Below are 21050 nucleotides of genomic sequence, written 5' to 3'. Positions count from 1 at the left end.
GATCCGATCAATTGGCCTGTGCCGTCGCGGGCCGCTTCGGCGTCAGGCCTGCAGGCTGCTCCGACATCTCGGGCGAAAGGTCAATCCCGAAATCCTCCAGCCGCACCCTGAGCTCGGCCGCGATATACTTGACATATTCGGACAACAGCAGCCGCAAGGTGGAGGCCGAGGTCCACCATGGCTCCTCGCGCCATTTGTCGCCGACCACCGCGAACGGGATCAGCGTGGTCTCCGGCATCGCATGCGAGAATTCCACCAGCGCGCGCGGCATGTGATAGTTCGAGGTGACCACGATCAGCGACTTGAAGCCGCGCCCCTCGGCCCAGCGCCGCGTCTCCGCCGCATTGCCGCGGGTCGAGAGCGCGGAGCGGTCGAGGTCGACGCAGCAGGTCATGAAGGTCTGGTTCTCCGGCAAGGTCCGGGAGATGTCGCTCGCCGTCGAGGTCGGATGCACGCCCGAGATCAGCAGCCGCCTGCCGTAGCCTGCCGCCAAAAGCTCCATCGCGTCCGACACCCGCGAGGAGCCGCCGGTCAGGACCACGATGCCGTCAGCCTTGCGGTCCGGCGCAATCTCCGCGCCGCGCAATTGCGTGAGGAACGCGACGAAGCCCGCCGCCGCGCCGACGAAGACGAGTGCAATCGTCGACACCAATGCCGCACGCAGCCAGCCGCGCGGCATTTTCGGCAATCGATCGTCGGTCGGCGAGGTCATGTGATGTCGGTGATCCCTTCCCCGGATGATTTTAGGACGTTTTGAGGCGAAGTGGAGTCCGGTTTATCGGACCTAGTCGACATCATTCAGTGTCGCGAACAGCGTCTGGCGCGAGGCGACCGCGGTGATGGCGCCGATCAGCACCGCCTGCACCGCGAGCACGATGTAGCCGGACGGCCGCAGCGAGAAGGTGCCGAGCAGAGCTGCGAACTGGTCACCGACGGGCGTACCTGAAAACCAGCCGGCGATCGACTCGGAGAAGCCGAACACCAGCATGGCGGCGCCGCCGCCGATCACGCCGCCTTCGAGACCTAGTCGCAGGAAATGCCGCAAGAAACGATTGGCGATGTAGCGGTCACCGGCGCCGACGAAGTGCAGGACCTCGACGATCGGACGGTTCGCTGCCATGGCGCCGCGGGTCGCGAACGAGACCGAGATGATGGTGGCGACGATGACGAGCGCGAGGATGCCGAGACCGGCGAGCACCGTGGCGTTCGTCATCGAGCGCATGCGCTCGATCCAGGCGCGGTGATCGTCGACGCTGGCGCTCGGCGCCGCTTGCGTCACGCGGGCGCGCAGGGCGCCGAGGTCGAGCGCCGTGCCGGGCTGCACGCGTGCGATGATCATGCGCGGCACCGGCAGATCGTCCATCGACAGTCCGGTGCCGAGCCAGGGCTCGAGCAGCTTGCCGCTCTCATCCTTGCTGAACGGCTTGACCTCGACGATGCCGGCTTGCGCACGCATGGCCTCGGTGACCGCAATGGTGTCGCGATCGAGATCGCGGCCGGTCTGGGGGCGGACCTGGATGGTGATTTCGCTCGCGACATCCGACTGCCATTCTGCCGCGGAGGCGCTGACCAGCAGCACCGTGCCCGTGGTCATCGACGCCAGGAACGTCATGATGGCGACGACGGCGACCAGCGCGCGGCCCTGGATCGAGGCGCGCGGCACGATCGGCGACATGTTGCGCGCCCTGGCCGGAAGCTGCGGACGCTCCTGTCCGAGGTCAACCAGCACGCCGCGCTCGTCGGTCCTACTCATAGACGTGCAACCGTCCCTGGTGCAGCACGAAGCGGCGCGCCTCGTACTGGTCCATCAGCGCAATGTCGTGGGTCGCGATGATGACGGCAGTGCCTGATTTGTTGAGCTCGATGAAGAGCCGCAGCAGGCGGCGCCCGAGCGTCGGATCGACGCTGCCGGTCGGCTCGTCCGCGAGCAGCAGCTGCGGCCGCGAGATCACCGCGCGCGCGATCGCCGCGCGCTGCTTCTCGCCGCCCGACAGGATCGGCGGCAGCGCATCCATACGCTCGCCGAGCCCGACCCAGCGCAAGAGATCGATGACTTCTTTCCGATAGCTCGACTCGCTGCGGCCCATGACGCGGAACGGCAGTGCCACGTTCTCGTAGGTGGTCATGTGGTCGAGCAGGCGGAAGTCCTGGAGCACGATACCGATGCGCTTGCGTAAGTCGGCGATCTCGTCCTTGCCGAGCTGCGAGATATCGTGGCCGAATAGGTTGACGAGGCCCCGCGTCGGCCGGTGCGACAGGAACAACAGGCGCAAGAGTGACGTCTTGCCGGCGCCGGACGGGCCGGTGAGGAACTGGAACGAATGCGCCGGAATCTGGAAGCTGAGGTCGCGCAGGATCTCCGGCCCCAGACCGTAACGCAATCCGACATTTTCGAACCGAACCAAGTTCAGCTCCGTTCGAGAGGGGGCCGCGCCGCGGCACACCGCCACACGTAATCAACGGTCTTTGCGACCGTTATGGTTTCCGGTTCGTTAACGGTCGCCTTGTAGCATCCTGGCGCCCGGTTCCGCAGGGCATCGTCAAGACTCGTCCAAAAATCGTTCAAGACCTCGTTCATGCATCAAGGCTCGCCCATGCATATCGTCTGCCCCCATTGTACGACATCCTACGCCATCAAGCTTGCGAGCCTGGGGGCGAACGGCCGGACGGTCCGCTGCTCCCGCTGCAAGGAGACCTGGGTCGCCCATGCCGAGGATGCCATCGAAGAGGCATCCGTCCCGGCCATGGCCGCGGCCAGCCAGGCCGACGACCAGACCGACCTCGCCGCGGAGTGGAACTCCTACGCCAAGGACGACGGCGACGCCGACACGCCGGTGGTGGATAGCCCTTCGATTGCCGGCGACTGGCCGGCCGAGGACACCAAGGAGATCGAGGACGAGTGGTCGGCCGCCGCCCGGGAGGCCGAAGAGGAGGCCGTCGGCGCGCAGCACCAGTCCTGGATCCGTGGCCTGTTCGGCAGCCGCCGCGGGGCACGGGTGAGGCGTCAGGTCCCGACCGTCGCGCCGCGAAAATCCTATTTCGGCCTGCCGACCGCCTGCGCGGCCATGGGCGCGCTGGTGCTGGCCCTCATCGTCTGGCGCGGCGACATGGTACGGCTGCTGCCGCAGACGGCGGCGTTCTACAAGATGGCCGGCTTTGACGTGAATTTGCGCGGACTGGCCTTCAAGGACGTCAAGCTCTCCAGCGAGACCGTGGACGGTAAGCAGGTGCTGGTGATCGAGGGTGTGATCGTCGGCCAAGGCAAAAAGCCGCTCGATATCCCGCGGCTGCGCTTTGCGGTACGCGACGCGCAAGGCGCTGAGATCTACGCCTGGAATACCGTGCTGGAACAGACCGTGCTGCAACCCGGTGAGCGCGCCTTCTTCCGCTCGCGCCTGGCCTCACCGCCGCCGGAAGGCCGCAATATCGACGTTCGCTTCTTCAACCGGCGCGACATCGCCGGCGGCAGCGTATAATCAGCTTGTAGAGTCCCGCACGGGAAGGTTCGTCCCAAGGGTCGATCTGATGCCTAAAGTACTGATCGCCGACGACGAGGATTCGATGCGCCAGCTGGTGGCGCGCGCCATCGCCATGGACGGCCACGAGACCGTCACGGCGCAGGACGGCGCCGAGGCGCTGGAAATCCTGACCAGCGCCGACGGCGCGTTCGATCTGCTGCTCACAGACATCCAGATGCCCGTGATGGACGGCATCGCGCTGGCACTGTCCGCCGCGCGCGATTTCCCCGACCTGACGATTTTGCTGATGACCGGCTTTGCCGATCAGCGCGAGCGCGCCTCGAACCTCAACGCGCTGGTCCATGACGTCGTGACAAAGCCGTTCTCGGTCGCCGATATCCGCACCGCGGTGGCGGACGCGCTGGCGGCGAAAAAGGCGTAGCGGTCGGTGTCGTAGCCCGGATGAGCGGAGCGATATCCGGGGCCGCTGGTCCCGCATGTCGCTTCGCTCATGCGGGCTACGGGAGCTGCGTAGCGCTCAAAAATCCTTCAGCAGCCGCTCGATATAATCGAGCTCGATCTGCGGGCGTGAGGGATCGCTCAGGCGACGGCGGAGCTCTTCGAGGATGCGGCGGACGCGCTGGGCGTCGATCTCGCCGGGGATCTTGACCGTGTAATCGTCGCTGAACTCGCGGCCGTGAAGCGGGCGACCAAGCGGATCGGTCTGATTGCCGCCGCTCTGCTGGCGGCCGGCCCGGTTGCCGGGGCCATCGCCCTGCCCGTCGCCATCGCCCTGCTGCATCGCCTCGGCCATCTTCTGCGCACCCTTGCGCAAGGCGTCGAGCGCCTTGCCCTGCGCGTCCACGGCGCCATCCGCATTGCCGTCGCCGAGCTTCGAGCCGGCATCACCCATGGCGCCGTCGGCGGAGTCCAGACTGCCGTCGTCATCACCATCGTCGCCGTCCTGGTCGCCGTTCTGGCCGGGCTGTCCCTGCTCGCCTTGCTGGCCTTTCTGCCCTTGCTGCTTCTGGCCCTTTTGTCCCTTCTGCGTGAGGCCGCGCTTGGCGAGCTCGTCCTGCAGCTTCTTCAGGCGGTCGCGCAACGACTGCTGATCCTGCTGCAGGTCCGACATCGACTGGTCGCCCTGCTTGCCGCGCGAGCGGTCACGCCGGGAATCCTGCCCCTGCTTGAAAGTCTTGTCGCGCAATTGCTGCTGCTTGCGGATCATGTCGCTGAGCTCGTTCAGCGCCTGCTCCATCTCGCTCTCGCCGGATTGTCCCGGCTGCGCCATCTGGAGATTTTCCATGATCTGCGCGAGCTGCTCGAGCATGCGCTGGGCGGCTTCTTTATTGCCTTCCTTCGCCGCCTTCTCGATCTGCTTCAAGAGGTCGTCGAGATCGCGTTGCGTGATGACGGAGCGATCGCGATTGGAGGACTGGCTCCGTTCCGTCGCCCGCTTGTAGTCCTCGAGCTTCTGAATGGCTTCGGATTGATTGTTCAGGCTCTTGCCGGATTCCTTCTGCCTGAGGCTGTCGCCGGAATCCTGCATCGCCTTTTCGGCGCTATCGAGCAGGGCATCGACATCCTGATCCTGCTGGGCAGCAACGGGCGAGACGCCCCCCAACAGGAAGGCGAGGCAGGCGATCGATATCGCCTTCAATACTGGCACGCGTCCTAGCTTCCGCATTTACGGTCTCGCGTCGACTGGTTGGCCCCGTCATTGCCCGTCTTCGCCCGGTTGTTCGCCGACTTCCGATAGGCCTGAAGCTGATCGCGCAAGGCGTCCTGCTGCTTCGCCAGCTCTTCGAGCTGCTCGGGCGTGGCGTTCTGGGTCTTCTGTCGCAGCTCGACGGACTTGTCGAGGATGAGCTGAACTTCGGCGGGGAACGGCTGCCGGGGTCCAAGCGGATTTTGCTCGGCGCGCCGGGCGAGATCGCGCACCTTGCCGGCCATGGCCTCGCGCAGCTTCTGCGTCAGCACCCTGATCTCGTCCTCGCTGGCGCCGCGTTCCAGCGCCCGCTTGAGCGCGTCCTGGGCCCCGCGCAGCGCCGCGTTGACGCTGCCGGCGACACCGTCGTCCTCGATGGTGACCGCGAAAGCCCACATGCTCGCCACCACGTCGCGCATCGCGTCGTCGGTGCGGGCGGCCTCCAACTGAAGCGCCAAGCTGCGCAGGCCGAGATAACAGCCGGCATCCGGCGTGAACAATTCGGGCGCGATCATCAGCGCGTCGAGCGCGGCGTAGACGTCGGAGTTCTTGTTGGCATCGAGCGCGAGGATGCGGCGCTGCTCGATCAGCGCGCGGGCGAGCGAGTTCGTGAACAGCCGCTCGGGCAGGCGCATGTTGAAGGGCTCGCTCCTGGCCTCATTGCCGGCCTCGTCCTTGGCGGTGAGCGTCAGCGTGACGTCGGCGCCGGCATAGGGATCCTCGCTGAGATCCTTCACCGTCTGGCCGACGCCGTTGCGGGTGCGTGCATTCGGCAGCACCAGCGGGAATTGCGGCGGCGGGAACAGAGGCCGCGCGGCAACCTTGCTATCGCCCTCCTTCGCGCCGTCCTTGCCGACATCGGCAGCGCGCAGGCCGATTTGCGCCTCGGCGCCGGTAACGCCGTAATCGTCCTCGATCTTGTAGGAGAGCTGCAGCGCGCCGCGGGCCTGGCGCTCCGGATCCTTGGCCAACGTGATCGTCGGCGGTTGGTCCGGCGTCGCCGCGAACGCCCATTGCGGCTGACCGGAAGGCGCGCGGACATGCGCGGTGCCGTTACCGCTGATGGTAAAGTGCTTCTCGTTGGTGCCCTTGGGCGTGGCATCCGCAGGGGCGACCTCCTTGAGGCCGCCGGAAACGACGACATCGAGGCTCCCGCCGGAGGAGCGCACGATCAGGGTCGAGCCGGCGGGCACGGCGAGCGGACCACTGGCCGGCAGTGCCGCGGCCTCCTTGTTGGCGGCCGACAGGATCACCGGCGGCTTGCCGGTGTAGAGCGGCGGGGTGACCCAGGCATCGACGCGCACATTGGTCGGGGCCAGCACGCCGTTCCAGTCGAAGGCGGCGCCGAGCCGCATCGCGCGTTCGTCGCCGGCGGCGAAGAAGGTCGCAACCAGCATCACCATCACCAGCCCGCGCAGCGCCCAGGGATCATGCAGCGCCAGCCGTGGCTGCGGCAGACCGGCGCGGATGCGCTTGAGCGAGGCCAGCGTGCGCTCGCGCTGCGCCTGCCACAGCACCTTTGCGATCGGGTCCTGCGAGGTCAGCGTGTCCGTGAGCGTGGTGGCCGGGCGGTGACGGATGCCGGAGCCGCGGTCGAGCCGGCCGAGAGCTTCCTCGCGGCTCGGCCAGCGGAAGCGAATCAACGGAAACAGCACGGCAATCGCGATGCCGGCGAAAACGACGAGGCCGATGGCGCGGGCGAGGAAGGGCAAGGCCAGCCAGAGCCCGGCCCAAGACACCACCAGGAACAGGCCAACCACGGTCAGCAGCCGCGCCAGATTCGGCCAGGCACGCTCCCACGCGATGGCATAGATGGCCCGATCGAGGGCCTGCGCCAGCTTCAGCCGCGACAGAGCGTCGTCATCGCGGATCGGATCTGACGGGTCGGGGATGACGCCGTTCAATCAGCTCTCCAGGTTGCCCGGTAGAGCCAAGCCTACCACAACGGCAGCACTGAGGCATCCGTTCCTGTACGGGAGACACCCCTTTTCCCGCATAACACGAGGACGTGACTGGCCGGCCGCAACCCCGTAGTTTCCGCGCGCCATCCCCGAGGAAAACGCAAGGGAAATAGAGGAAACGCCATGGACAAGAAGATGCACGACAAGGGCCTGGAAGTCCGCAAAGCGGTGCTGGGCGAGGCCTACGTCAACAACGCCCTGAAGAGCGTCGACGATTTCAACCGCCCGTTCCAGGAGATGCTCAACGAATATTGCTGGGGCACGGTGTGGGGCCGCGAGGAGCTGCCGCGCAAGACCCGCAGCATGCTCAACATCGCGATGATCGCGATCCTCAACCGCCAGCACGAGTTTCGCGCGCATCTCAAGGGTGCATTGACCAATGGCGTCAGCCGCGACGAGATCCGCGAGATCCTGATGCAGGTCGCGATCTATGGCGGCATGCCGGCCGCCGTCGACAGCTTCCGCATCGCGCGCGAGGTGTTCGCGGAGATCGATGGGAAGGCGTAAGCCCAACAAGCAACACTCAAAGCATGGCTCCGTCATTGCGAGCGAAGCGAAGCAATCCAGTATCCCACCGCGGAAACAGCCTGGATTGCTTCGTCGCTTCGCTCCTCGCAATGACGACGGATAAGGAAACAACACCATGGACATAGGATTCATCGGCCTCGGAAACATGGGTTTCCCGATGGCGCGGCGGCTAATCGAGGCCGGCAACAAGCTCGTCGTGTTCGACACCCGCAAGGAGGTCACGGACAAGCTCGTCGCGCGCGGCGCGACCGCTGCGACATCACCGAAGGACGTCGCCGACCAGGTCGAGACTGTGATGGCGAGCCTGCCCTCACTGCAAGCTTCACTCGAGGTCGCCACGGGGGCTAACGGCGTGATCGAGGGGAGCCGCGCAAAACGCTTCATCGATCTCTCCACCGTCGGCTCGACGATGGCTTCGAAGATTCACGGCCTTCTGGCAAAACGCAACATCGTGCAGATCGACTGCCCCGTCTCCGGCGGCGTCGGCGGCGCCGAGAAGGGCACGCTGGCGGTGATGGTGTCGGGGCCGAAGGCGGACTTCGAGCTGTTGAGACCGGCACTCGACGTGATCGGAAAGGTGTTCTTCATCGGCGAGAAGCCGGGTGCAGCGCAGACCATGAAGCTCGCCAACAATTTCCTCTCGGCGACCGCGATGGTGGCGACGTCGGAAGCGGTGGTGATGGGCGTGAAGGCCGGACTCGATCCTGCCGTGATGATCGACGTCATCAATTCAGGCTCGGGCATGAACACCGCCAGCCGCGACAAGTTTCCGCGCGCGGTGCTGCCGCGAACGTTCGACTTCGGCTTCGCTACCGGATTGATGGTGAAGGACGTGCGGCTCGCGCTCGAGGAGATGAAGCAGCTCGGCCTGTCGATGGAGGTCGCTGACGCTGTCGGGCGGTTGTGGGAGACGGTGATCAGTGCGGAAGGCGCCGAGTCCGATTTCACCGCAGCGATCAAGCCGATCGAAAAGAAGGCGGGGGTCGTGGTCGGCGGGAAGAAATGACGCCAGTCCTATAGCCCGGATGGAGCGCAGCGTAATCCGGGTTGTTGCATGATGACGAGAGGCCCGGATTGCGCTGCGCACCATCCGGGCTACGTCCCCGCAACCGAGGCGCGAGCTGACCTACTATTTCGCGACGTAACGATTCATCCTTGAGTTGTATTCGTTGTGGGCTATCCTGTCGCCTCTACACGACTGCAAAAAAATCAGGGAGGACGGAATGAAGCGTCATCGACACTTACTTGTCGGTGCGACCATGGCCCTGTTTGCCTGTGTCGCAATCACCTCGCCCGCCATGGCGACGGCGTGCACCAATCTTCGATCCTTGCAACTGCAGCACACGGTGATCAATTCGGCGGACGATAACACGACCGGCACCTTCGTCCCGCCTGGCGCGAGCCCGATCACCGGCCTACCCGCTTTTTGCCGCGTCACCGCAACCCTGATCCCCAGCTCTGACTCCAGCATCAAGATCGAGGTCTGGCTGCCCGAGAGCACGTGGAACGGCAGGTTCCTCGGCACCGGCGGTGGCGGCTTCCAGGGCGTGATCACCTACAACGAGCTCGCCATCGGCATTCAGGCCGGTTTTGCTGCGACCAACAGCGATCTCGGCACCGGATCTTCGGGATGCAACCCGCTGTTCTGCGGCTCGGCCGGCAACATGGGCAATCCTCTCGCCGCTCAATTCGGCGATCCCGCGAGCCCTTCGACCGGCCTGTTCGGACATCCCGAGCGGATCAAGGATTTCGGCTATCGGGCGATCCACCTGATGACCGAGCGGGGCAAGGAGATCGTCAACGCATTCTACGGCCAGCGCTCGCAACGGGCCTATTTCGCCGGCTGCTCAACCGGCGGCCAGAACGCCCTGATGGAGGCGCAGCGCTTCCCCAACGATTATGACGGCATCCTTGCCGGCGCTCCCGCATTCAACCGTACCCATTTGCACATGGCGGGACTCTACGGCTGGCAGAACGCGCATGCGAGCCCGGGCCGGTTCATCCAGGCCGGCCAGATGACGCTGATCAACCAGGCCGTGCTCAAGCAATGCGTCGGCCAGGACGGCGGCGCCAAGACCGATCAGTTCCTGACCGATCCGCGCGATTGTCATTTCGACCCGAAGGTCCTGCTCTGCACCGGTGGCAACGCACCGCCTGCATGCCTGACCTCCGACCAAGTCACGACCATGCAGCGCTATTACGCCGGCACGATCGACCCGGTGAACGGGCAGATCATCAATCCCGGCTCCGAACGCGGCAACGAGACCGACGATATCCTCGCCCTCGGCCTCGCCCTCCAGGAGCGATTTCCCGAACCGGCCTTCGACGGCCTGTTCTACTGGGTGTTCGGCCCGAGCTTCGGCTACCCCGCAAGCGCAACCAATTTTGCCAATTTCGATTTCCACCGCGACGTCGACAAGGTGGATGATCAGCTTGCGGCGGTGCTCAACGCGACCAGCACCGATCTCGGCGAGTTCAGAGGGCATGGTGGCAAGCTGCTGATGTACCACGGCTGGGCCGACCCGCTGATCCCGTCACAGAGCAGCATCAATTACTTCCTCGCGCTGGTGGGGAATGAAGGTCAGGGCGCCCAACCGGTCGGCTTCTTCGATCACGGCAACGGACCCGGCAATCCGGCGCTGCGACGGACCCAGAGCTACGCGCGGCTGTTCATGGTGCCCGGGCTGTACCATTGCGCCGGCGGCCCCGGTCCCAACACGTTCGATGCGCTCACACCGCTGGTCAAATGGGTCGAGGCCGGCGTCGCGCCGGACACGATCCTCGCCGCGAAGTTCGTGGCCGATACGCCGCCTGCGGTTCAGATGACCCGGCCGCTCTGCGTCTTCCCCAAGGTCGCGAAGTACAACGGCAGCGGCGACACCAACAACGCGGCGAACTTCACCTGCGTCACCGACGAGAACGATTTCAACCAGAAGCCGGCTCCGAAATACGGGCCGTGACGAACAAGAAACGCCGGCGAGCATAGGCCCGCCGGCGTCTTGTCAGGTCCCGTAGCCCGGATGGAGCGAAGCGCAATCCGGGACACCGATCGCTGCGACAACCCCGGATTACGCTTCGCTCCATCCGGGCTACAAATTCACAGCCACGGCGCCGGCGTGTCCATCGCGATCAGCTGCTCGACCTCGATGCGCGGACGCACGACGGCGTATTGATCGCCCTTCACCAGCACCTCGGGCACCAGCGGCCTTGTGTTGTAGGTACCGGCCTGCACGGCGCCATAAGCGCCTGCGGTCATGATCGCGATGAGATCGCCCGGCTTCGGCGTCGGCAGCGTGCGGTCGAGCGCGAGATAGTCGCCGGTCTCGCAGACCGGGCCGACGACGTCGGCCGAGATCATCGCCGCGCCCTTGGCCGGCTGCGTCACCGGCATGATGTCGTGATGAGCCTCGTACAGCGTCGGGCGGATCAAATCGTTCATGGCGGCGTCGATGATGACGAAATTCTTGCCGTCGCCGTGCTTCACATAGATGACCTTGGCGACCAGGATGCCGGCATTGCCGACGATCATGCGGCCGGGTTCGAACATCAGCGTGCAGCCGAGATTGTGGCTGACGCGCCTGACCATGGCCGCATAGGCGTCGGGTGCCGGCGGCGCCTCACGGTCCATGTAGTAGGGAATGCCGAGGCCGCCGCCGAAATCGACATGCGAAATGTCGTGACCGTCGGCGCGCAGCGTCTGTACGAACTCGGCGAGGATGCGGAACGCGGTCTCCATGCTGGAGAGGTCGGTGATCTGGCTGCCGATATGCACGTCGGTCCCGGTCACCTCGATGCCGGGGAGTTTAGCGGCGCGTGCATAGACCTCGCGGGCGTGCACGATCGGGATGCCGAACTTGTTCTCGGACTTGCCGGTGGAGATCTTGGCGTGCGTGCCGGCGTCGACGTCCGGGTTGACGCGCAACGAGATGCGCGCGGTCTTGCCCATCTCGGTCGCAAGGCGCGACAGCAGCTCGAGCTCGGGCTCGGATTCGACGTTGAGACAGAGGATGTCGGCAGCAAGCGCAGCGCGAAGCTCGGCCTCGGTCTTGCCGACGCCGGAGAACAGGATCTTGCTGGCGGGAATGCCCGCCGCCAGCGCGCGCTTCAATTCACCGCCCGAGACCACGTCGGCGCCGGCGCCAAGCTTGGCCAGCGTCCGCAGCACCGACTGGTTGGAGTTCGCCTTCATGGCGTAGCAGACCAGCACCTTCTCGCCGGCGAAGGCCTCCGTGAAGACGCGGTAGTGCCGTTCGAGCGTCGCGGTCGAATAGCAATAGAACGGCGTGCCGACGGTCGCAGCCAGCTCGGACAGGTTCACCGCCTCGGCGTGCAGCACGCCGTTGCGATAGTCGAAATGGTTCATGGCGTTGGCTCAGTTGCCCCAGTCTACTTGCTGGGTCTTTCGTCCAGCAGCGGGTCGAGAATGAACGGTTTTTTCTTGCCCTTGGTCGCAGCAGGCCCCGCATCCGCACCATAGGTGGGATTGAACACGCTCGGCGTCCTCTGGGTTTCGGTCTCGGTGTCGGTCGGCGGGGCGACGTTGGCCGTGGACGCGCTGGAGGCGGTCGGCGGCAGATCCAGCGGGCCCTTGCGGCCACAACCGGCAAGCGCGAGCGCCGTCAGGCTCAAGACAATGATGGCCCACCCCGAGCCGGCCGGGCGAAACTTTGACGTCACGACGAAATCCCCACTACGCGGGCCGCACCATACAGAGATTGGCACGCTCTGGCGAGGGCCGGATGACCATGAAACATAAGCGAAATTTTGCCCTCAGCCCAATTTTCGCTCTTTTTCCAGCCGCTTCACCCAGGCCTTGGCCTGTGACATCACGTTCTTCGGCGCGGTGCCACCAAAGCTGGTCCGGCTCTTCACCGACGATTCGACCGAGAGCACCCCGAACACGTCCTTGGTGATCTTGGGCTCGATCGCCTGCATGTCCTTGAGCGGCAGCTCGTGCAGCGCCACGCCGCCCTCGGCAGCCTTCGCCACGATGCGGCCGGTGACGTGGTGGGCGTCGCGGAACGGCATCTTCAGCGTCCGTACCAGCCAGTCGGCGAGATCGGTCGCGGTGGAATAGCCCTCGCCTGCGGCGGCCTTCATCTTCGCTTCATCGGGTTCGAGATCGCGGACCATGCCGGTCATGGCACGGATCGCCAATGACAGCGCGGCAAAACCCTCCATGGCGCCCTGCTTGTCCTCCTGCATGTCCTTTTGATAGGCGAGCGGCAGGCCCTTCATCACGATCAGGAGACCGTTGAGCGCGCCGATGACGCGGCCGGTCTTGGCGCGCACCAGTTCGGCGGCGTCAGGATTGCGCTTCTGCGGCATGATCGAGGAGCCCGTGGTGAACTTGTCGCTGAGGCGGATCATGCCAACCAGCGGCGAGGTCCAGATCACGATCTCCTCGGCAAGGCGCGACATGTGCACGGCGCAGATCGAGGCCGCCGACAGCGTCTCCAGCACGAAATCGCGGTCGGAGACCGCGTCGAGCGAGTTCGCCATCGGACGATCAAAGCCGAGCGCCTTCGCGGTGGCATGACGATCGATCGGGAACGAGGTGCCGGCGAGCGCGGCAGCACCGAGCGGGGATTCATTGAGCCGCTTGCGCGCGTCCTGGAAACGGCCGCGATCGCGCGCGGCCATCTCGACATAGGCGAGCAGATGGTGGCCGAAGGTGACGGGCTGCGCGGTCTGGAGATGCGTGAAGCCGGGCATCACGGTCGCGGCATGTTCGAGCGCGCGATTGACGAGCGCGGCCTGGAACGCGGCGAGCGCGGCATCGGTCTCGTCGAGAACGTCGCGGACATAGAGACGGAAATCGATCGCGACCTGGTCGTTGCGCGAGCGCGCGGTGTGCAGGCGGCCGGCGGCGGGGCCGATCAGCTCCGACAGGCGGCTCTCGACGTTCATATGGATATCTTCGAGCGCACGCTTGAACGTGAAGTCGCCCTTGCCGATCTCTGACAAAATCGTGTCTAGACCCTTGCCGATATTTTTCGCATCAGAGGCCGTGATGATGCCCTGGTTGGCCAGCATCGCGGCGTGGGCCTTGGACGCGGCAATGTCCTGGGCAAAGAGGTGACGATCGACGTCGATGGAGACGTTGATCTCTTCCATGATCTCGTCGGGACGTTCCGAGAACCGGCCGCCCCACATCTTGTTGCTCATGATCCCCTGCTCACGCCTTGCTTGCCGCAGATTTGCTGGCCGCAGCCAGCCGTATTAAGAGGCCTCTGATAGCCATATCTGCGACCGGATGACAAACGATATGCTCGACCCGAAGCCCTCCGCCACGCGCCGGATCCCCCTCGTCATCGCCACCGTGGCGATCGGAGGGTTGGCCGGCTTTGCCGCGCTGTACGGGCTGGGCCTGAGCCGGGCGCCATCAGGCGATCCGGCCTGCAAGGCGGCGGTGGCGACGGCGCAAAAGATCGCCCCGCTCGCCCATGGTGAGGTGGCTGCCCTGACCATGGCGAGCGTCCCCCTGAAGCTGCCGGATCTCACCTTCGAGGATTCCGACGGCAAGCCGAAGAAACTGTCGGATTTCCGCGGCAAAACACTGCTGGTGAACCTCTGGGCGACCTGGTGCGTGCCGTGCCGGAAGGAAATGCCGGCGCTGGACGAGCTCCAGGGCAAGCTTGCGGGCCCGAATTTCGAGGTGGTGGCGATCAATATCGACACCCGCGACGCCGAGAAGCCCAAGACCTTCCTGAAAGAGGCCAATCTGACCCGGCTCGGCTATTTCAGCGATCAGAAAGCCAAGGTTTTCCAGGATCTTAAGGCGATAGGCCGGGCCCTGGGCATGCCGACCTCGGTGCTGGTCGACCCGCAGGGATGCGAGATCGCGACGATCGCGGGGCCGGCGGAATGGGCGAGCGAGGATGCGCTCAAGCTGATCCGGGGCGCGTTGGGCCCAGCCGCTGCGTCTTTTTAAGCCGAGATATTGAGGTTGCCGCCGACGCCTGAGCCGACATTGGCGAGCGAGGGCTGACCGGCGCCGAGCAGCGTCAGGACGGTGGATTTCTCCGCGTCCGCGTTCTGCTTCATCAGCGTCGCCGCGATATTCGACTGTGTCGCGCCTTGCTGAGCGGCCAGCATGGTGCTGACCATCGCCATCATGTCCATTACGCAAACCCTCGTACCGGGCGGACACTAGGGGCGATGGGTTAACGCGACATGAATTGTCACAGAGTGGATGCCGTAGCTGAGCACTGCTCGTGTCCCGGACGCAGCGCGGCACCATAAGCGCGTTCACGCGCGTCTTCGACGCACTATGGTGACGCACCGCAGAGCCGGGACCCATGCTTCAGTGTGCACGCCGCCTCTGGGCCCCGGCTCTGCAGCGCACCGCTAACGCGCTGCGCAGCGTCCGGGGCACGAGAGAGTCCTACCGCGTCGGAACCGGCTTGGCGCCGCGGTAGTCGTAGAAGCCGCGCTGGGTCTTGCGGCCGAGCCAGCCGGCCTCGACGTATTTCACCAGCAGCGGGCACGGGCGGTATTTGGAGTCGGCGAGGCCCTCGTGGAGGACCTGCATGATCGACAGGCAGGTATCGAGGCCGATGAAATCGGCAAGCTCCAGCGGGCCCATCGGATGGTGGGCGCCGAGCTTCATCGCAGCATCAATGGCCTCGACGTTGCCGACGCCTTCATACAGCGTGTAGATCGCCTCGTTGATCATCGGCAGCAGAATACGGTTGACGATGAAGGCCGGGAAATCCTCGGAGACCGCGACCTGCTTGCCGAGCTTGGCGACGAATTCCTTGGAGGCCTCGAAGGTCGAATCGTCGGTGGCGATGCCGCGGATCAGCTCGACCAGCTCCATCAGCGGCACCGGATTCATGAAATGAATGCCGATGAAGCGCTCGGGCCGGTCGGTGGCGGCAGCAAGACGCGTAATCGAGATCGAGGAGGTATCGGAAGCGACGATCGCCTCCGGCTTCAACACCGCGCAAAGCTCGTGGAAGATCTTGCGCTTGACCTCTTCCTTCTCGACCGCGGTCTCGATCACGAGGTCGCAGTCGGCGAGGCCGTCCAGCTTTTCGGCGAGCGTGATGCGCCCAATCGCCTTGGCCTTGTCGTCCTCGGTCACGCCCTTCTTGGACACCTGCCGCGCCAGATTGCCGTTGATGGTAGCCATGCCCGACTTGAGACGGTCGGCCGAGATGTCGTTGAGGACCACGTCGAAGCCGGCCAGCGCCGCAACATGCGCGATGCCACCGCCCATCTGCCCCGCGCCGATCACGCCGACCTTCTTGATCACTGCCGCCATAATGTCATCCACCGGAACGGCGCGCACATCGCGCCTGTTATCCCCAAGCCGGGAGGTCCGATTTAATCAGAACCTTGGCTCGAAACCTAGATTTGATCGCTTCGAAGGCGTGCCCCACGCCAAAGAAAACGCCTCGAAAAAGAAACACCGGCCGGAGTGTAGCACTCCGGCCGGTGTTTTTACTCCATTTTTACTTGCCGAGCTTGCCGAGCGCCTCGGTGAGCTCAGGAACCGCCTGGTAGAGATCGGCGACCAGACCATAGTCGGCGACCTGGAAGATCGGCGCGTCCTCGTCCTTGTTGATCGCAACGATCACCTTGGAGTCCTTCATGCCGGCCAGATGCTGGATCGCGCCGGAAATACCGACGGCGACATAGAGCTCGGGAGCCACGACCTTGCCGGTCTGGCCGACCTGCCAGTCGTTCGGCGCATAGCCGGCGTCGACCGCCGCACGCGAGGCACCGACACCGGCACCGAGCTTGTCGGCGAGCGGCTCGATGTATTTGGCAAAATTCTCACGGCTCTGCATGGCGCGTCCGCCGGAGACGATGATCTTGGCCGAGGTCAGCTCGGGACGATCGCTCTTGGCGACTTCCTCGCCGACGAAGGACGACAGGCCCGGATCGGCCGCGGCCTGAACGCTCTCGACCGGGGCGCTGCCACCGGCCACAGCCGCCTGGAAGGTGGAGGTGCGGACCGTGATGACCTTCTTGGCGTCCTTCGACTTCACCGTCTGGATGGCGTTGCCGGCGTAGATCGGGCGCTCATAGGTATCGGGCGCGACCACCTTGGTGATCTCCGAAACCTGCATGACGTCGAGCAGGGCTGCGACGCGCGGCATCACGTTCTTGAAGCGCGAGGTCGCGGGCGCGATGATCGCGTCATAGGACGGCGCCAGCGAGACGATCAGCGCGGCCAGCGGCTCGGCGAGATCGTGCGCGTAGGGCTCGCCCTCGGCGACCAGCACCTTGGCAACGCCGGCGAGCTTCGAGGCCGCCTCGGCCGCAGCCTTGGTGCCCTGCCCGCCGCCGGCGACCAGCACGTGAACGTCGCCACCAAGCTGGGAAGCCGCGGTCAGCGCCTTGTTGGTGGAGTCCTTGAGGACCTCGTGTTCGTGTTCAGCGATCAACAGCGTCGTCATCAGAGCACCCCGGCTTCGTTCTTGAGCTTCGACACAAGCTCGGCGACGTCCTTGACCTTGACGCCTGCCTTGCGGCCCGCGGGCTCCGTCGTCTTCAGAACTTCGAGGCGCGCGGTGATATCGACGCCGTAATCGGCGACGGTCTTGTCCGCGATCGGCTTCTTCTTGGCCTTCATGATGTTGGGCAGCGAGGCGTAGCGTGGCTCGTTGAGACGGAGATCGGTGGTGACGATCGCCGGTCCCTTCAGCTTTACGGTCTGCAGGCCGCCGTCGACTTCGCGGGTGACCTTGAAGTCAGAACCGTCGACCTCGAGCTTCGAGGCGAAGGTCGCCTGCGACCAGCCGAGCAGCGCGGCCAGCATCTGGCCGGTCTGATTGCTGTCGTCGTCGATCGCCTGCTTGCCGAGAATGATCAGGCCGGGCTGCTCTTCGTCGGCGATCTTCTTGAGAATCTTGGCGACGGCCAGCGGCTCGACAATGCCGTCGGCCTTTACCAGGATGCCGCGGTCGGCGCCCATGGCGAGTCCGGTACGGATCGTCTCCGACGCCTGCGCCGGTCCAATGGAAACCACAACGACCTCGGTGGCCTTGCCAGCTTCCTTCAGGCGCAGCGCTTCCTCGACCGCGATTTCGTCGAACGGGTTCATCGACATTTTGACGTTGGCGAGTTCAACGCCCGATCCATCGCTCTTGACGCGGACCTTGACGTTGTAATCGACCACCCGCTTTACCGGCACCAAGACCTTCATCGATCCTCTTTCACTCAATTTGGGAAGGGGGTTATTCAACTGGCGCGGAACCTAAAGGCCTGATCCGGCCCGGTCAACGCGCGAAGGGGTCATTTTAGACCTTAGAAATGTCGGGCTCAATGGGTCGGGGATTCTGGGGTCAGCGATTCTGGCCCGGAACCCAGAGCACGTCACCGGCGCCGTTATGGTTGGCGGCGCGGCTCGCCACGAACAGGAAGTCCGACAGGCGGTTCATATATTGGATGCCAGCCGCGCCGACCGGCTCGTTGGGCCGGGCCGCCAGTTCCACCATCACCCGTTCCGCCCTGCGGCATATCGTACGCGCGACGTGGAGATGGGCGGCGGCCGGCGTGCCGCCCGGCAGCACGAAGGAGGTCAGCGGCGCCAGCCTGTCGTTGAGCGCGTCGATGTCGCGCTCGAGCCGCTCGACCTGGCTTGCCACCACCCGCAGCCGTTCCGCTTTACCCTCACGCTCGGGCACCGCGAGGTCGGCGCCGAGATCGAACAGATCGTTCTGGATCCGGCCGAGCATCGCGTCGAGTTCGGATGCGTCCTTGGTATGGAGGCGCACCACGCCGATCGCGGCATTGGTCTCGTCAACCGTTCCATAGGCCTCGATGCGCAGGTCGTATTTCGGACGGCGCTCGCCAGTTCCGAGCGCTGTCGTGCCGTCGTCACCGGTCTTCGTATAAATGCGATTGAGTACGACCATGTTCAGCGCCCCATCGCCCAGACCGAGAGCATGGCGATGACGATCGCCACGAATTGCAACAGCACACGCCAGCGCATCAGCTTCTGCGAGGTGTTGGGCGAGCCGCCGCGCATCATGTTGATGAGACCGAGCAGCAGCACCAACGCCACGGCGCCGGCTGCCACCGGCAGGATGAAAGTACTCAGGAGAGATGCCATCGGGGGGTGATAACACCGTGCGCGCCGGTCCGCTATCGCGTTCGCGATCTGGCTTTTAAGCCAATAATATCAGATGGTAGCTGAATGATTTTCGATTTGCGCCAATTGTCTGCCTTCTTCACCTCTTCCCGCGCGCGGGAAGAGGGAGCAGCACCAGCGATGTAGGTGGGCGCGTGAAGGCAATCCGCTACATCTATGTCGTCGTGATGGACGCGCTCTACACGTTCCTGGCCGACGACGGCTGGGCGATCGCGAGCCACATCGCGCTGTCGTCCCTGATGGCGCTGTTCCCGTTCCTGATCGTGCTGACTTCGCTCGCCGGCTTCTTCGGTTCCAAGGAGCTCGCCGACCAGGCGGCCGGGCTGATGCTCCAGGTCTGGCCGAAGCAGGTCGCCGACTCGCTCTCCGGCGAGATCCACGATGTGCTCACCACCACCCGCAGCGGCGTGCTGACGATCGGCGCGGTGCTGTCGGTCTACTTCGCCTCGAACGGCGTCGAGGCGCTTCGCGTCGCGCTCAACCGCGCCTATGCGGTGGTGGAGATGCGGCGCTGGTACTGGCTGCGGCTGGAATCGATCGGCTACACGCTGGTTGCGGCCTTCACCGCGCTCGCCATGGCGTTCCTGATCGTGCTCGGCCCGCTCTTTATCGAGGCGGCGCGGCAGCACATCCCGCTGTTCGTCGAATCCAACGAGAGCATCCTGACCTGGCTGCGCTACGGCATCACCATCGCCGCGCTGGTGGTGGCGCTGATCATCCTGCACGCCTGGCTTCCGGCGGGCCGGCGCGGCTTCCTCCAGATCCTGCCCGGCATCGTCTTCACCATTGTCGCGTCGCTGATCTCGGGTATCGTGTTCGGACAATATTTGGCACGCTTCGCCAACAATTACGTGACGATGTATGCGGGGCTCGCCTCGGTGATCATCGCGCTGGTGTTTCTGTATTTCATCGCCGCGATCTTCGTTTACGGCGGCGAACTCAACGCCGCGATCATCAAGTCGCGGCTTCCTCACGGCGTTTCGCTTCAAGCAGCGCAGTCGCTAGAGCCCGCGGAGACACAGGCTTGACCAGGAAGGCGTCGGCGCCGGCCTCGCGCGAGGCCGCTTCGTCCTCGCCGCGGCCGGACACGCCGATGATGGGGATCTGAGCCAGCGGCGCCGGCATGGTACGGATCCGCCTGATCGCCTCGACGCCGTTGATGCCCGGCAGCACCATGTCCATCAGCACCGCGTCGAAGGTGCCCCGCTCCAGCCGGTTCACCGCATCCTCGCCGCGCCCGATGAACTCGGCATGATGGCCGAGTTCGGTGAGGATCGTATTGAGCACGACGCGGCCGAACGGATTGTCCTCAACGCTGAGCACGCGGAGCGCGGCCACCGCATCCGCCTCGGCTTCGCCCTTCGATTTGCGGGACCTGGCCGGTCCCGTCGCGTCGAGCGACATCGTCAATGTGAAAGTAGCGCCGCCGCCGCGGCGTGGCGCGACCGAGATGTCGCCGCCCATCGCGCGCGCCAATTGCTTCACCGAGGACAGCCCAAGGCCTGCGCCGCCGAAGCGCGAGGCGATGGTGACATTGGCCTGGGTGAACGGGCGGAACAGCCGGTTGATCTCGGCCATGGTCAGGCCGATGCCGCTGTCGGAGACCGAGAAGGCGACGCCCACCCTGCCCTTCGTCTTGCCCTTCGCTTTACCCTTGGCGGAACGCCAGGGCGCGACCGCGAGCGCGACGCCGCCGTGCTCGGTGAATTTGACGGCATTGTCGATCAGGTTTTCGAGCGCAGCACGCAAACGGACGGGATCGCCGACCACGAGCCCTGGCAGCTTATCGGATATCTCGACCTGGGCCTGGAGGCCCTTCGCCGCAGCACGCCCGGCCAGCGAATCGCCGGCGCTGCGCGCCAGCGTCCGCAAATCGAATAAATCCTGCCGCAGCGTGCTGCCGCCCTTCCCCTTGCCGGTTCTGGCGGCATCGACGAACAGCGTGGCAAGGCTCGCCAGATGCTCGGCGCCGGCCTTGATGGTGTCGGCCCAGCGCCGCTCCCGCTCACCGAGATCGGAGGTCGCGAGCAGGTCGCTGATCGCCAGAATTCCGGTCAGGGGGGTGCGGACTTCGTGGGCAAAGGCGGCCAGCGCCGCCTGGACCACGTCCGGCGCGTCCACCTTGGTGCTGCGCTTGCGCACCGTGCGGGCCGCCCCGGACCGCTTCCGAGGCGGTTGCCTGGACGTCCGCGTAGTGCGCGCTGGACGCGTTTTCGCCGCCATAACTCCCCTTCGAAGTATCCCCTTCGAACTCTGGCCCCTCGGCAAGCATGGCACGGCGGAACCCC

General features: G+C 65.1%; 22 protein-coding genes. 7 read left to right on the top strand and 15 right to left on the bottom strand.

What is annotated here, in order from left to right; translation table 11 throughout:
* Positions 1-7 precede the first annotated feature (7 nt).
* The 3 genes from BMW89_RS31125 to ftsE form a co-directional block, all read right to left on the bottom strand.
* On the bottom strand, positions 8-712 hold the full coding sequence (locus tag BMW89_RS31125; RefSeq protein WP_092033364.1) for a YdcF family protein: 705 nt from the start codon (positions 710-712) through the stop codon (positions 8-10).
* Positions 713-784: 72 nt separating this feature from the next.
* On the bottom strand, positions 785-1753 hold the full coding sequence (locus BMW89_RS31120; RefSeq protein WP_092033361.1) for a cell division protein FtsX: 969 nt from the start codon (positions 1751-1753) through the stop codon (positions 785-787).
* Entirely contained in the window at positions 1746-2405 is a 660-nt protein-coding gene (ftsE, locus tag BMW89_RS31115; RefSeq protein ID WP_027530605.1) for a cell division ATP-binding protein FtsE, read from the bottom strand. The genes BMW89_RS31120 and ftsE overlap by 8 nt, the downstream gene beginning before the upstream one ends.
* Positions 2406-2594: 189 nt before the next feature.
* Between ftsE and BMW89_RS31110 the strand changes: the two genes are divergently transcribed.
* Both BMW89_RS31110 and BMW89_RS31105 read left to right on the top strand, forming a co-directional pair.
* Positions 2595-3476: an MJ0042-type zinc finger domain-containing protein gene (locus BMW89_RS31110; protein ID WP_177196447.1), complete on the top strand. Its 882-nt coding sequence runs from the start codon at positions 2595-2597 to the stop codon at positions 3474-3476.
* A 49-nt stretch (positions 3477-3525) separates the two neighbouring features.
* On the top strand, positions 3526-3900 hold the full coding sequence (locus BMW89_RS31105) for a response regulator (protein ID WP_092033352.1): 375 nt from the start codon (positions 3526-3528) through the stop codon (positions 3898-3900).
* Positions 3901-3996: 96 nt separating this feature from the next.
* Here BMW89_RS31105 and BMW89_RS31100 read toward each other — a convergent pair whose 3' ends face one another.
* Both BMW89_RS31100 and BMW89_RS31095 read right to left on the bottom strand, forming a co-directional pair.
* On the bottom strand, positions 3997-5145 hold the full coding sequence (locus BMW89_RS31100) for a DUF4175 family protein (RefSeq protein ID WP_092033350.1): 1149 nt from the start codon (positions 5143-5145) through the stop codon (positions 3997-3999).
* Entirely contained in the window at positions 5133-7070 is a 1938-nt protein-coding gene (locus tag BMW89_RS31095) for a TIGR02302 family protein (protein WP_092033347.1), read from the bottom strand. Before BMW89_RS31095 ends, BMW89_RS31100 begins: the two co-directional genes overlap by 13 nt.
* Positions 7071-7250: 180 nt before the next feature.
* On the opposite strand from BMW89_RS31095, the gene BMW89_RS31090 reads away from it, so the two are divergent.
* From BMW89_RS31090 to BMW89_RS31080, 3 genes are all read left to right on the top strand, one after another.
* The gene (locus BMW89_RS31090) at positions 7251-7634 is read left to right on the top strand and encodes a carboxymuconolactone decarboxylase family protein (RefSeq protein WP_027514149.1); all 384 of its coding nucleotides are present in this window, start codon (positions 7251-7253) and stop codon (positions 7632-7634) included.
* A 136-nt stretch (positions 7635-7770) separates the two neighbouring features.
* Positions 7771-8661, top strand: coding sequence for an NAD(P)-dependent oxidoreductase (locus BMW89_RS31085; RefSeq protein ID WP_092033344.1), 891 nt, complete (start codon positions 7771-7773; stop codon positions 8659-8661).
* Between the two features lie 217 nt (positions 8662-8878).
* Positions 8879-10615, top strand: a complete 1737-nt coding sequence (locus BMW89_RS31080) for a tannase/feruloyl esterase family alpha/beta hydrolase (protein WP_092033340.1) — start codon at positions 8879-8881, stop codon at positions 10613-10615.
* A gap of 137 nt (positions 10616-10752) precedes the next feature.
* Here BMW89_RS31080 and lysA read toward each other — a convergent pair whose 3' ends face one another.
* From lysA to argH, 3 genes are all read right to left on the bottom strand, one after another.
* On the bottom strand, positions 10753-12018 hold the full coding sequence (lysA, locus tag BMW89_RS31075) for a diaminopimelate decarboxylase (RefSeq protein ID WP_092033335.1): 1266 nt from the start codon (positions 12016-12018) through the stop codon (positions 10753-10755).
* 23 nt (positions 12019-12041) lie between these two features.
* A complete protein-coding gene (gene lptM, locus BMW89_RS31070; protein ID WP_092033331.1) occupies positions 12042-12332 on the bottom strand; it encodes an LPS translocon maturation chaperone LptM in 291 nt (96 codons plus the stop codon).
* A gap of 93 nt (positions 12333-12425) precedes the next feature.
* A complete protein-coding gene (argH, locus tag BMW89_RS31065) occupies positions 12426-13823 on the bottom strand; it encodes an argininosuccinate lyase (RefSeq protein ID WP_092033327.1) in 1398 nt (465 codons plus the stop codon).
* Between the two features lie 100 nt (positions 13824-13923).
* On the opposite strand from argH, the gene tlpA reads away from it, so the two are divergent.
* A complete protein-coding gene (tlpA, locus tag BMW89_RS31060) occupies positions 13924-14589 on the top strand; it encodes a thiol:disulfide interchange protein TlpA (protein WP_092033746.1) in 666 nt (221 codons plus the stop codon).
* Here the strand turns inward: tlpA and BMW89_RS31055 are convergent.
* The 6 genes from BMW89_RS31055 to BMW89_RS31030 form a co-directional block, all read right to left on the bottom strand.
* The gene (locus BMW89_RS31055; RefSeq protein ID WP_092033323.1) at positions 14586-14780 is read right to left on the bottom strand and encodes a hypothetical protein; all 195 of its coding nucleotides are present in this window, start codon (positions 14778-14780) and stop codon (positions 14586-14588) included. The genes tlpA and BMW89_RS31055 overlap by 4 nt on opposite strands.
* 262 nt (positions 14781-15042) lie before the next feature.
* Positions 15043-15924, bottom strand: a complete 882-nt coding sequence (locus BMW89_RS31050) for a 3-hydroxybutyryl-CoA dehydrogenase (RefSeq protein ID WP_092033319.1) — start codon at positions 15922-15924, stop codon at positions 15043-15045.
* A gap of 190 nt (positions 15925-16114) precedes the next feature.
* Complete coding sequence (locus BMW89_RS31045; protein WP_092033315.1) at positions 16115-17065, bottom strand: electron transfer flavoprotein subunit alpha/FixB family protein; 951 nt, start codon at positions 17063-17065, stop codon at positions 16115-16117.
* Positions 17065-17814 carry an electron transfer flavoprotein subunit beta/FixA family protein gene (locus tag BMW89_RS31040; protein ID WP_092033311.1) on the bottom strand — a complete coding sequence of 250 codons (750 nt, stop codon included), beginning with the start codon at positions 17812-17814 and terminating at the stop codon, positions 17065-17067. Before BMW89_RS31040 ends, BMW89_RS31045 begins: the two co-directional genes overlap by 1 nt.
* A 139-nt stretch (positions 17815-17953) precedes the next feature.
* Complete coding sequence (locus BMW89_RS31035; RefSeq protein WP_092033307.1) at positions 17954-18526, bottom strand: cob(I)yrinic acid a,c-diamide adenosyltransferase; 573 nt, start codon at positions 18524-18526, stop codon at positions 17954-17956.
* Between the two features lie 2 nt (positions 18527-18528).
* Positions 18529-18723: a twin transmembrane helix small protein gene (locus tag BMW89_RS31030; protein WP_092033304.1), complete on the bottom strand. Its 195-nt coding sequence runs from the start codon at positions 18721-18723 to the stop codon at positions 18529-18531.
* Positions 18724-18896: 173 nt separating this feature from the next.
* Here BMW89_RS31030 and BMW89_RS31025 point away from each other — a divergent pair, with 173 nt between their 5' ends.
* Complete coding sequence (locus tag BMW89_RS31025) at positions 18897-19790, top strand: YihY/virulence factor BrkB family protein (protein WP_092033300.1); 894 nt, start codon at positions 18897-18899, stop codon at positions 19788-19790.
* Here the strand turns inward: BMW89_RS31025 and BMW89_RS31020 are convergent.
* The gene (locus tag BMW89_RS31020; RefSeq protein ID WP_092033295.1) at positions 19717-20985 is read right to left on the bottom strand and encodes an ATP-binding protein; all 1269 of its coding nucleotides are present in this window, start codon (positions 20983-20985) and stop codon (positions 19717-19719) included. The genes BMW89_RS31025 and BMW89_RS31020 overlap by 74 nt on opposite strands.
* Positions 20986-21050 lie beyond the last annotated feature (65 nt).

The sequence above is a fragment of the Bradyrhizobium sp. OK095 genome (assembly GCF_900109945.1).
Lineage (GTDB): Bacteria > Pseudomonadota > Alphaproteobacteria > Rhizobiales > Xanthobacteraceae > Bradyrhizobium.
This window is presented reverse-complemented; position numbering and strand designations above follow the sequence as displayed.

Excerpts from the sequence above, each read along its gene's own strand:
- BMW89_RS31055 (WP_092033323.1), bottom strand. The coding sequence starts at position 14,780 with ATGGACATGATGGCGATGGTCAGCACCATGCTGGCCGCTCAGCAAGGC.
- BMW89_RS31110 (WP_177196447.1), top strand. The coding sequence starts at position 2,595 with ATGCATATCGTCTGCCCCCATTGTACGACATCCTACGCCATCAAGCTT.
- tlpA (WP_092033746.1), top strand. The coding sequence starts at position 13,924 with ATGCTCGACCCGAAGCCCTCCGCCACGCGCCGGATCCCCCTCGTCATC.
- BMW89_RS31085 (WP_092033344.1), top strand. The coding sequence starts at position 7,771 with ATGGACATAGGATTCATCGGCCTCGGAAACATGGGTTTCCCGATGGCG.
- BMW89_RS31105 (WP_092033352.1), top strand. The coding sequence starts at position 3,526 with ATGCCTAAAGTACTGATCGCCGACGACGAGGATTCGATGCGCCAGCTG.
- BMW89_RS31035 (WP_092033307.1), bottom strand. The coding sequence starts at position 18,526 with ATGGTCGTACTCAATCGCATTTATACGAAGACCGGTGACGACGGCACG.
- lysA (WP_092033335.1), bottom strand. The coding sequence starts at position 12,018 with ATGAACCATTTCGACTATCGCAACGGCGTGCTGCACGCCGAGGCGGTG.
- BMW89_RS31125 (WP_092033364.1), bottom strand. The coding sequence starts at position 712 with ATGACCTCGCCGACCGACGATCGATTGCCGAAAATGCCGCGCGGCTGG.
- BMW89_RS31045 (WP_092033315.1), bottom strand. The coding sequence starts at position 17,065 with ATGACGACGCTGTTGATCGCTGAACACGAACACGAGGTCCTCAAGGAC.
- BMW89_RS31040 (WP_092033311.1), bottom strand. The coding sequence starts at position 17,814 with ATGAAGGTCTTGGTGCCGGTAAAGCGGGTGGTCGATTACAACGTCAAG.
- BMW89_RS31100 (WP_092033350.1), bottom strand. The coding sequence starts at position 5,145 with ATGCGGAAGCTAGGACGCGTGCCAGTATTGAAGGCGATATCGATCGCC.
- BMW89_RS31090 (WP_027514149.1), top strand. The coding sequence starts at position 7,251 with ATGGACAAGAAGATGCACGACAAGGGCCTGGAAGTCCGCAAAGCGGTG.
- BMW89_RS31080 (WP_092033340.1), top strand. The coding sequence starts at position 8,879 with ATGAAGCGTCATCGACACTTACTTGTCGGTGCGACCATGGCCCTGTTT.
- argH (WP_092033327.1), bottom strand. The coding sequence starts at position 13,823 with ATGAGCAACAAGATGTGGGGCGGCCGGTTCTCGGAACGTCCCGACGAG.
- BMW89_RS31020 (WP_092033295.1), bottom strand. The coding sequence starts at position 20,985 with ATGGCGGCGAAAACGCGTCCAGCGCGCACTACGCGGACGTCCAGGCAA.
- BMW89_RS31120 (WP_092033361.1), bottom strand. The coding sequence starts at position 1,753 with ATGAGTAGGACCGACGAGCGCGGCGTGCTGGTTGACCTCGGACAGGAG.
- BMW89_RS31030 (WP_092033304.1), bottom strand. The coding sequence starts at position 18,723 with ATGGCATCTCTCCTGAGTACTTTCATCCTGCCGGTGGCAGCCGGCGCC.
- BMW89_RS31050 (WP_092033319.1), bottom strand. The coding sequence starts at position 15,924 with ATGGCGGCAGTGATCAAGAAGGTCGGCGTGATCGGCGCGGGGCAGATG.